Consider the following 9,094-nt stretch of genomic DNA (forward strand, 5'->3'; position numbering starts at 1 on the left):
AAACTCCTTACATCGTGGTGGGCTGGGGCACACGCACATGGTCGCGCCGCGCGGTCCGGCCAGCATGAACAGGTTCGCCGGTGCTTGATAGCATGAACTGGCGCGCTGCATGCGTTAAGTTCGAGCCTAGAAGGACACATACAGATGACCAGTCATATTGAGCTGCCGAAGTACTCCGATGAGCCATTGGCGGGAATCCTCAATACTCTGAGACTTGAGCGGCTCGATGGGGACGGGAATGTGTATCGCGGGCAAAACATGCCACAATTCGGTGGGCGTGTGTACGGCGGACAGGTTCTGGCGCAGGCCACAGTTGCCGCCGCAGATACGGTCAGTCGTGGCGGCGATCCGGAGGAGCGTCTTGCTCATTCGATCACGGCGGCCTTCCTTCGGCCGGGCCGCACCGATACGCCAACCGATTTCGAGGTATTCGAGCTCAACGATGCCCGTTCTTTCTCCACACGCAGCGTGCGGGCGCGGCAAAATGGCACCATCATCTTCACGGCGCGTATTTCATTCCAGCTCCTGCAGCCCGGCCCCTCCTACGGCACGCCAGTTCCCGAGGCTCCCGATCCCGACGCCCTGCCATCATCCGTGGATTTCTTCGCGCAGATCGATAACGATTGGGGGCACCTCATGTCCACCACCAATGCTCTCGATATGCGCTACGTGGACGGCAACATCTTCGTGCGCCCGGCCGATCCGCCTAGCAATCACACACAGGTGTGGTTCCGTACGCGCAATCCTATGCCGGAAGGTTCTTCCAAGCTGCTCCAGCGCGCGATGCTCGGATACAGCTGCGACCAGCTCATGTTGGAACCCGTCATGCGCAACACCGGTGTGTTCTGGGGGCACCCGGCCGCCTCGGTTGCCACGCTGGACCACTCCATCTGGTGGCACCGAAACTTCGATGTGTCGGACTGGATTCTGGCGGATTTGGAGAGCCCATCGGCTCAAAATGGCCGAGGCCTTTCCATCGCCAAGTTTTTCCAAGGCGGAAAGCATATTGCCACCATGTCCCAAGAGGGCATGGTGCGCCTACGCCACATCACGAAGTAAGAGGTGGCCCCTGAGTGGGACCACCTCTTCGTAGCTTCGTGCCTAGCCGCGAGTGAGCTTGCGGTATGTCACAGCCTTCGGGCGCGCTGCCTCCACGCCAAGCCGCTCCACCTTGTTCTTCTCGTAGGACTCGAAGTTTCCTTCGAACCAGTACCAGTTGGCCGGATTCTCATCCGTACCTTCGTAGGCGAGGATGTGTGTTGCCACCCGGTCAAGGAACCAGCGATCGTGGGTAATCACCACGGCGCATCCGGGGAACTGCAACAGCGCGTTCTCCAAAGATCCGAGGGTTTCCACATCCAAATCGTTGGTCGGTTCGTCCAGCAGCAGGAGGTTGCCGCCCTGCTTGAGGGTGAGGGCAAGGTTGAGGCGATTGCGCTCACCACCGGAGAGCACACCGGCCTTCTTCTGCTGATCGGGACCCTTGAAACCGAAGGCGGAAACATAGGCGCGTGATGGCATTTCCACGTTGCCTACCTGAATGAAGTCCAGTCCATCGGACACCACTTCCCACAGGCTCTTATCCGGATCGATTCCCGCGCGGCCCTGATCAACATAGGAGATCTTGACGGTATCGCCAATCTTCAGATCGCCCGAATCAAGGGGTTCCAAACCAACAACAGTTTTGAACAGCGTTGTTTTTCCCACGCCGTTCGGGCCGATGATGCCCACGATGCCGTTACGGGGCAGTGTGAAGGACAAATCGTCGATCAGCACCCGGTCCCCGAAGCCCTTGGTGAGCTCCTTGGCCTCCAGCACGATGTTGCCCAAGCGCGGGCCGGGCGGGATCTGAATCTCATCGAAATCAAGCTTACGGGTGCGCTCGGCCTCCGCAGCCATCTCCTCGTAGCGTTCCAAACGCGCCTTGGACTTGACCTGACGGCCCTTGGCGGAGGAACGAACCCATTCGAGTTCTTCCTTCAACCGCTTGGCAAGCTTGGCATCCTTCTTGCCCTGAACAGCCATTCGAGCTTCCTTGGTTTCCAAGTAGGCAGAATAGTTGCCCTCGTAGGCGTACAGACGCCCACGATCAACTTCGGCGATCCACTGCGCCACGTGATCCAGGAAGTAGCGATCGTGGGTCACGGCGATGACGGCGCCCGGGTAGTTTTGCAGATGCTGCTCCAACCACAACACGGATTCCGCGTCCAAATGGTTGGTCGGCTCGTCCAGCAGCAACAGATCGGGGGCTTCAAGGAGGAGGCGGCACAGAGCAACGCGGCGCCGCTCGCCACCCGATAGAACATTCACCGGCACATCGCCGGGAGGGCAGCGCAAGGCATCCATCGCCTGCTGAAGCTGGGCATCAACGTCCCACGCATCGGCGGCGTCAATCTCACCTTGAAGCTTGCCCATTTCTTCCATCAGGGCATCAAAATCTGCATCCGGGTTGGCCATCTCTTCACCGATTTCATTGAATCGGCGCAGCTTTCCAATGATGTCAGCACGGCCCAGTTCTACGTTCTCGAGAACCGTCTTGTCCTCATCGAGCGGGGGCTCCTGCATGAGGATGCCTACGCTATATCCCGGGCTCAGGCGCGCTTCGCCGTTGGAGGCCTCGTCAATACCTGCCATGATCTTGAGGATCGTGGACTTACCGGCTCCGTTCGGTCCCACCATGCCAATCTTGGCACCCGGATAAAAGGCCATCGTCACGTTATCGAGGATCGTCTTATCACCCACGCGCTTATCAGCGTGAATCATCTGGTAGATGTATTCGGCCACGAGGCTCCATCCCACTTGTTCGCTTAACTTGGCCGCCGGAAAACGGCCCCGTACAAGGATACAGGGCCGTTTCCATAAAGGCACCCGGGAGCGCGACCTCACATCCTCAGTGGACGCTGGCTAAGTTTCCTGCCGGATCGTACGAGCGGTTCGGCGCGCTGTCGTATCGGTTCGCATCCGCCCGCCCGTCCTGCTCGGCCTCCGATTCCACCGGAGCTCCTTCATCAACTCCTTCGTCCGGTTCAGGTTCCGCGCTGGCCGATCCCGCTGGCTCGCCATCAACTGGATCGAGCTTGTGATTCTTCACCTGAGTAAAGAACGCCGTTCCCGTACTCAACTCAATACCCAAAGCATCGGCGGCGATCGTGTTGTCCACGCGGCTGATACCGTCCTTATCCTGCCAGGTCCGTGGAGAGAGCTTGCCCCTGACAATCACGGGGGTGCCGCGGCCAACCGATTTCTTCACGTTCTCTCCGAGGCTTCCATAGCAGCGGATCGAATACCACGCAGTAGTACCGTCTCGGAACTCCCCCGATTCACGGTTGAAGTTTCGTGGCGTCACCCCAACACGAAGCACCACGGTAGTTCCACCCTCATTCTGGTATACCGTGGGCGAGCCACCGGCGTATCCACGTATCGTCACATAAGTATCGTTGGACATATGAACTCCTTCAGCTAGTCAGTCCATCTGACTTGCCTCAAGAGTGGCCGAAGCCCGCACCTCGTATCCGCTACCTACCGGCCTCTGTGGATAAAGGCTGCACGAACCGTACCTGTGGAAACGCCCAGCACGTTTGCCGCCCCTAGAGCCGCAGTGCCTCGCGCGCCGTCCGATGCTTATCTAAAACGGCGGATGAGGGCTTGACGAGCTGCTCCGCCGTCGTCGCCGAAACCGCTAAACGCGCGGCTTCCGCGAACTCGCGAGCACTATCGTCCCCGGACGCTCGCTGTTTACGACGGCCAACGAAGAAGCACACGAGGAACAAGACGAGCCCAGCACCCGCGATCCCACCGCGCACGGCGATATCGGTGGAGGGAATCCCGAGCACGCCCAGCACCACACACGCGGCCAACAGGACCAACCCAATCAGCAAGCCCCACAACTTCCCGCGCGAAACCTTTGTGATGGGCACGGCGCGAATCTTGCTTCCCAGCTGGCGGCGGAACGCCTCTGGTTCGGGAATGGCTCCCTCCAACGCATCGCGCCAAGGGGCCGGCAAGCCAAACTTGGCGTGGGCCAACCAGGAATCGCGCGCGGCCACGATGGTGGCGGCTGAGGGCTGCTCCGGCTTGGTAATGACAGTGCCAGAGAGATTCTTGCCGGCCTGACGCAGCGAGGCCTCCACGGCGGGGATGCCACTGGCCACCACCAACTGATCGTTCAGATCGTCCAAGAACTCTCCGTGGACTTCCGCTTCCGTGCTCCCCACTCCGGAGGCGACGCGTTCGCGGATGGTCTCCAGTTCAGCGGCGGCGGTGTGGAGGGCCGCCTCCGTGTCCTGAACCGCGTGGCGAAGGTGCTCGCTCAATTCCTTCAAGCCCTCCCCGTTCTTCGCCGAGGTGGCGAACACGGGTACGCCTGCCAAGCCATCGCGCTCGAGTAGGAGCTTGACGTCCTTGACCAGCTTGTCCACCGAGTGCTCGGGGATCACATCGGTTTGGTTGAGCACCACGATCATGTGCTCACGGCGCTCGCGCATGGCCGCGAGATAGCTGTCATGAATCAGGTGATCGGCGTACTTTTGGGGGTCCAGAACCCAGATGAGCACGTCAACCTTCGGCAAAATCCGGCTGACTGCGGCCGAATGCGCCACATCCACCGAATCGTGATCAGGAAGATCCACCAGCACGAGCGAATCGAGATCGTGATCCCCCGCGGTGAGAATGGATTCGTAGGCAATGCGGCGGTCACGCGGCACACCGATCATGTCCAACAGCGAGCCGGCCTCCGCGTTCCACACGCAGGCGCTCGGATCGTGGGTAGTGGGGCGAATATCGCCCGTTTTGGCAAACTCCAAGCCGGTCAGCGCGTTAAATAGGCTGGACTTTCCCGATCCCGTTCCCCCGGCAAGCGCCGCCACCGTCAGGCCAAGGCCTGCGTTCAGCCGCTCGCGAGCAACCCGCAGCTCCTTCTGCGCGCGTGCGCCAACGTAGGGATCCAGGTAATCGCCGCTGACGCCGATGGCCTCATCCAGCTCCTCGATCCGCTCAAGAATGGTGGCAACGTTGACATCATCGTCGCCGCGCCCCCACGGACCAGCGCCCTGCGCCCCGCTCCGCTTCTCGTGATACTTGTGCGCTGGGCTCGGGTTTTCCGACACGCCTACCCCTTCCTTCTGGTTCTCTCTGGCTTCAGTTCGTTTTGCCTTCATCCGGCTCTACGTGCCAGACAACTTCCATCATTATTCCACGGAGCGAGCACGCCGAATCCGCCGAATCCCACTAAACCCTGTCCAAATACTCGCTCGCCCGTAGCCTGAGCTGGCGGCCATCGCCTACAGGAATGTCCTCTAGGACCCCCGTATAGGCCGCCACCACATCTCCCACCGCGGCGTCGAGGTGGCCCGCCAGAGATTCGCGCGCCTTCCTGATATTGGAGGTCAGCTTGAGGTGGCCGCATGCTTGTTCGGCGCCGGATACCCCGCCAGCGGCGGCCCCCAGAAGCGCCGCTACGCCGCCGTGGCCCAGCCACGGATTCTCCCCCGTGGAAGCGGACATGGTGAAGATATCGCTCTTCCATGCTGAGATGGCCTTCTCCGCAATCTCACGCTTGTCCATCACCGTCGCGGCCTCAAACTGGAATTCCGCGGTTTCCACCATCCCACGGCGCCACGCTTGTTGAATTGCTTCATCTGCGCTGGTGAGCACCTGATCCAGCCCTGCGCGAACGGCTGAGAGAACGCCATCAAATACAGTGGTGACCGCCGCATCCCGCGTACCTTGGAAACGGCGCTGGAGCAGGCCCGGCTTTTCCCCGACAGCGAGGGAAGCCAGCGCACCGCCGGAGGAAGCGAAGGATAGCCACGCCGTGGTGGGAGCGCCCTGACCGAAACGCCCCATCTTTGCGTTGTTCACAATCTTCTCGCGCAGGGCCTTCGGCGCCTCCTCGGCCCCCGCCTTCAGATCATCAATCGAATTGGCTTGAAGCTCCACCGCATCCGAGAGCTCTAAGAGCTGGCGGCGCAGCTCAGGGAGCATTGCCTGCGTGGTGCGGTCCACCAGCGCCGCGCCGATGCGTGCCGAGGCAATGGCCTCCAGCCACGTACGCACCTCGCTCACTTGCTCGGCGGCCAGCAGGCCCTCGTGCGGACCGGCGTCCGGCACCAGCATCAGCGGATCGTTGCCGATCCCCACATCGTTCATGCGCCGCATGAGATCCACGCGCACCGTGTAGCGCGCCCGGTCTGACACGCGGTTGAGCACCACGGCGGTGGACATGCCGCGCCGGTGGGCGTCACTCAAGGTTTGCCACGCTTGCGCATCCCCATAGCGGGCGGCGGTGGTAACAAACACCCACAGGTCCGCCGCGTCCAAAAGGCGGCGTGAGAGTTCGCGATTGGCGGCGTCCACCGAATCAAGGTCAGGGGCATCCACAAGCACCACACCAGGGATCGCGCCCTCCACCGATGCCAGCTTGCCCATGTCCAGCAAACCATGCCCGTCCAGCGCCACCACATCCGAGGGGTGCACGGCGATCAGTGGCATGCGCGTGGTGGGGCGAATGACCGAGGCCGGGGAAACTTCCTCCCCCAGCAGCGAATTAAACAGCGTGGACTTGCCTGCGCCCGAGGAACCGCCGAACACCACAACCGCCGGCAGCTCCGCCGTGCGCAAGTGCGGCAGGATTCTGGTGCGCAGCTGGGTCATGAGCTGCGCGCGGGATTCAGACAACTGTTCCGTTCCCGGCATCTGGAGCGGCAAGCGGGCATTCTCCAATGCAGAAATGGTCCGCTCGACAAGGTTGGCGAGTTCGCGGGACGTGGTTCTGGCTTTCACCCTTCCATTGTCCGCTACAAAACCAATAATGTGGCGTATTCCGCGCGGCATGTGGGCATTTGCATTGATCCTCTGGCGAAATCAGGCCATCGCGGGCGCCTCGCGCCGTCTCGGAGCCCACACCGCGCGCCCAACCCGCTCTGGAGCCACCCCGCAACCACCCCACAATTGGTCCGAATCGCGCCGTCCGCATTATAGTGTGAATGCCCGCCCCCATAGCTCAATGGATAGAGCAACGGCCTTCTAATCCGTAGGTTGCGCGTTCGAGTCGCGCTGGGGGCACTTTTAGTGGTCGAGCGCAGGTCCGGCGCATTTTGGATTTTTCGACGACGACGGCGCGAGGCCAAGTAGCTCTGGCCCCGACCTACCGTCCCGCCTCGCTAGTCTCGCGGTGACACTCCCCGCCCCCATCGCGCCTGCGACCATACTTTACTTAGTCCCCGTTGATGACAACGGTGCACGTCGTCCACTAGAATTAAATCGAAAGAAACGAACAGGTCGAACAAGGCGAAAATGCTCCGGACTGAAGCTCGCGCCACCGACCTTCAAGTGAAGGGGCTGAGCATGTCAAGCGCACTGGAGGATCGTACATATCTCCCAGAAGATGATCTAGACAACCAATATGGCGAAATGATCCAAAGCCTCGCTTCTGCCGCAGCGGCAGAAGGTGATTTCCAGCCACGCCTTGTCATGGGTTCAAAAACGATCGAGCTTCCCAACGAGATTGCAGAGTTGTTGGGGCAGGTAGCCGAAGCGATGCAGCAGGGGCTAGCCGTCACGGTTGCTCCGAAGTCACGAGAACTATCCACCCAGCAGGCGGCCGATTTGCTCGGGATTTCGCGCCCAACCCTTGTGCGACTTCTAGAAGAGGGAAAGATCCCCTTCATGAAGGCGCGGCGGCACCGCCGCGTCATGCTATCGGATGTTCTAGAGTTCCAGAAACGGCAGCGCCATCGGGCAGATCAAGCACTCTCGGACATGGTCGCGGATGCCCAGGCGTTCGGAGATTACGACGATGCCTACCTCTCCGAGGCAATTTCAGGCGATCCGAATAGTAAGCACTGACCGTGACCTTCTCAGCCTTTCTTGATACGTGCGTATTGGTACCGAGTGTCCTGAGGGATCTGTTATTGGAACTCGGGACGGTGCCAACTTATCGTCCCCTGTGGAGCGATGCCGTCGAAAAGGAGCTAACCAGCGTAATTCAAAAGCGGCATCGGGCGCGAAATCGGGACGAGGAAGAGACCGAGGCCTACATCAAGAGACTGCTTGGCAACATGAACGCAGCCCTACCAGACGCTCAAGTTTCAAGGTGGGAAAGCATCGTCCACCAAATCAAAGACGGACCCGATCCTAATGACACCCACATCATCGCCGCAGCGGTTCTAGGGCACGCGGACGTCATTGTCACTTTCAACCTCAAGGACTTTCCTACGTCGAATCTCCCGGGACATCTCTTTTCTCAGTCTCCCGATGCCTTCCTCCAAGATTTGTTTGGACTTTACCCGCGCCAAGTGGTAGCTGCTCTCAATCAGATTGCGTCAAGAACAGGACACAAAGGCCCGAAGCTGACGGTCGAAGATATTCTTACAAGGCTCGCCAAGGGTGGAGTCCCAGAGTTTGCGGAAGATGTCCGCGAACAGATTCGCAGACAAACGTGTCAATAGAATCAACAAGCGCCGCGAGTATTTTTACGCTACTCCAGCCGAAGTCAAGATCGCTCTGACCGAGGTGGCGGGCAGCCTGTTGGAGTTCACAGAAGAACCGGAAGCAGAGCAGTTTCGATTGTCCCAAGAGCTCGCGTCTTAATCACCAATTATCTCAATTCAATATCAACTCTTCCCATACTTAATCTTGACTGATTAAAGTTTAGGCATGAAAATCACAAGGGTTTTACATGGCATCGCGTGGTTGGTGTTGTCGCTCTGGCTAGTGATCTGGGTGTGGGAAGGCCTCTTTGGCACTGACGTCACGGATTCCATCCTGCCGTTCAACGTCCCGTTCGTTTCGCCCATGCCGGGAGTGCTGGTTGGCACGGCCTGGGGCTGCCTCATGACGTTCACACCAGGGTTATTCTCGGACAAGCCGCGCGTAAGCAAGCGCAAAGCCACTGAGCTCGCCATCGGGCAAGTCATCAAAGCCGACAGCACCGGCCTCACGGTCAACGATGTCCCGCAATACGACATCTTCGTGCGCGTTATGCCCGCCATGGGCAGCGAATTCATCGGCCAGCTCCGCACGCTCATCGGATCGGCGGAACGCGAGCTTCTCGAAAAGAACACCCCGATTCCCGTCCGCTTTAATCCAGAACATC

At 60.0% G+C, this 9,094-nt stretch carries 8 protein-coding genes and 1 tRNA gene; 5 read left to right on the forward strand and 4 right to left on the reverse strand.

The window, feature by feature from the left end; all coding sequences use genetic code 11:
* Positions 1 to 144 precede the first annotated feature (144 nt).
* Complete coding sequence (locus ACTHV6_RS03055) at positions 145 to 1,059, forward strand: acyl-CoA thioesterase (RefSeq protein WP_441385791.1); 915 nt, start codon at positions 145 to 147, stop codon at positions 1,057 to 1,059.
* Positions 1,060 to 1,101: 42 nt separating this feature from the next.
* Here ACTHV6_RS03055 and ettA read toward each other — a convergent pair whose 3' ends face one another.
* The 4 genes from ettA to ACTHV6_RS03075 all read right to left on the reverse strand — a co-directional run bounded on the left by ettA (position 1,102) and on the right by ACTHV6_RS03075 (position 6,780).
* The gene (ettA, locus tag ACTHV6_RS03060) at positions 1,102 to 2,784 is read right to left on the reverse strand and encodes an energy-dependent translational throttle protein EttA (protein ID WP_441385792.1); all 1,683 of its coding nucleotides are present in this window, start codon (positions 2,782 to 2,784) and stop codon (positions 1,102 to 1,104) included.
* Positions 2,785 to 2,890: 106 nt separating this feature from the next.
* Positions 2,891 to 3,445: a single-stranded DNA-binding protein gene (locus ACTHV6_RS03065; protein WP_441385793.1), complete on the reverse strand. Its 555-nt coding sequence runs from the start codon at positions 3,443 to 3,445 to the stop codon at positions 2,891 to 2,893.
* A gap of 142 nt (positions 3,446 to 3,587) precedes the next feature.
* Positions 3,588 to 5,105 carry a GTPase gene (locus ACTHV6_RS03070; protein WP_441385794.1) on the reverse strand — a complete coding sequence of 506 codons (1,518 nt, stop codon included), beginning with the start codon at positions 5,103 to 5,105 and terminating at the stop codon, positions 3,588 to 3,590.
* A 121-nt stretch (positions 5,106 to 5,226) separates the two neighbouring features.
* Entirely contained in the window at positions 5,227 to 6,780 is a 1,554-nt protein-coding gene (locus ACTHV6_RS03075) for a GTPase (protein ID WP_441385795.1), read from the reverse strand.
* A 209-nt stretch (positions 6,781 to 6,989) separates the two neighbouring features.
* On the opposite strand from ACTHV6_RS03075, the gene ACTHV6_RS03080 reads away from it, so the two are divergent.
* The 4 genes from ACTHV6_RS03080 to ACTHV6_RS03095 all read left to right on the forward strand — a co-directional run.
* Positions 6,990 to 7,062: transfer RNA gene (locus ACTHV6_RS03080), tRNA-Arg, on the forward strand.
* 282 nt (positions 7,063 to 7,344) lie between these two features.
* Complete coding sequence (locus ACTHV6_RS03085) at positions 7,345 to 7,845, forward strand: helix-turn-helix domain-containing protein (RefSeq protein WP_441385796.1); 501 nt, start codon at positions 7,345 to 7,347, stop codon at positions 7,843 to 7,845.
* Between the two features lie 2 nt (positions 7,846 to 7,847).
* Positions 7,848 to 8,447, forward strand: a complete 600-nt coding sequence (locus ACTHV6_RS03090) for a PIN domain-containing protein (RefSeq protein ID WP_441385797.1) — start codon at positions 7,848 to 7,850, stop codon at positions 8,445 to 8,447.
* A 208-nt stretch (positions 8,448 to 8,655) separates the two neighbouring features.
* A partial coding sequence (locus tag ACTHV6_RS03095; RefSeq protein ID WP_441385798.1) for a hypothetical protein occupies positions 8,656 to 9,094 on the forward strand: 439 nt, incomplete at its 3' end.

The organism is Ancrocorticia sp. (assembly GCF_052089425.1).
In the GTDB taxonomy this organism is placed as follows: domain Bacteria; phylum Actinomycetota; class Actinomycetes; order Actinomycetales; family Actinomycetaceae; genus Ancrocorticia.

Bases quoted from the DNA above. Each gene is read 5' to 3' on its own strand.
- ACTHV6_RS03055 (WP_441385791.1), top strand. From the start codon at position 145: ATGACCAGTCATATTGAGCTGCCGAAGTACTCCGATGAGCCATTGGCG.
- ACTHV6_RS03065 (WP_441385793.1), bottom strand. From the start codon at position 3,445: ATGTCCAACGATACTTATGTGACGATACGTGGATACGCCGGTGGCTCG.
- ACTHV6_RS03085 (WP_441385796.1), top strand. From the start codon at position 7,345: ATGTCAAGCGCACTGGAGGATCGTACATATCTCCCAGAAGATGATCTA.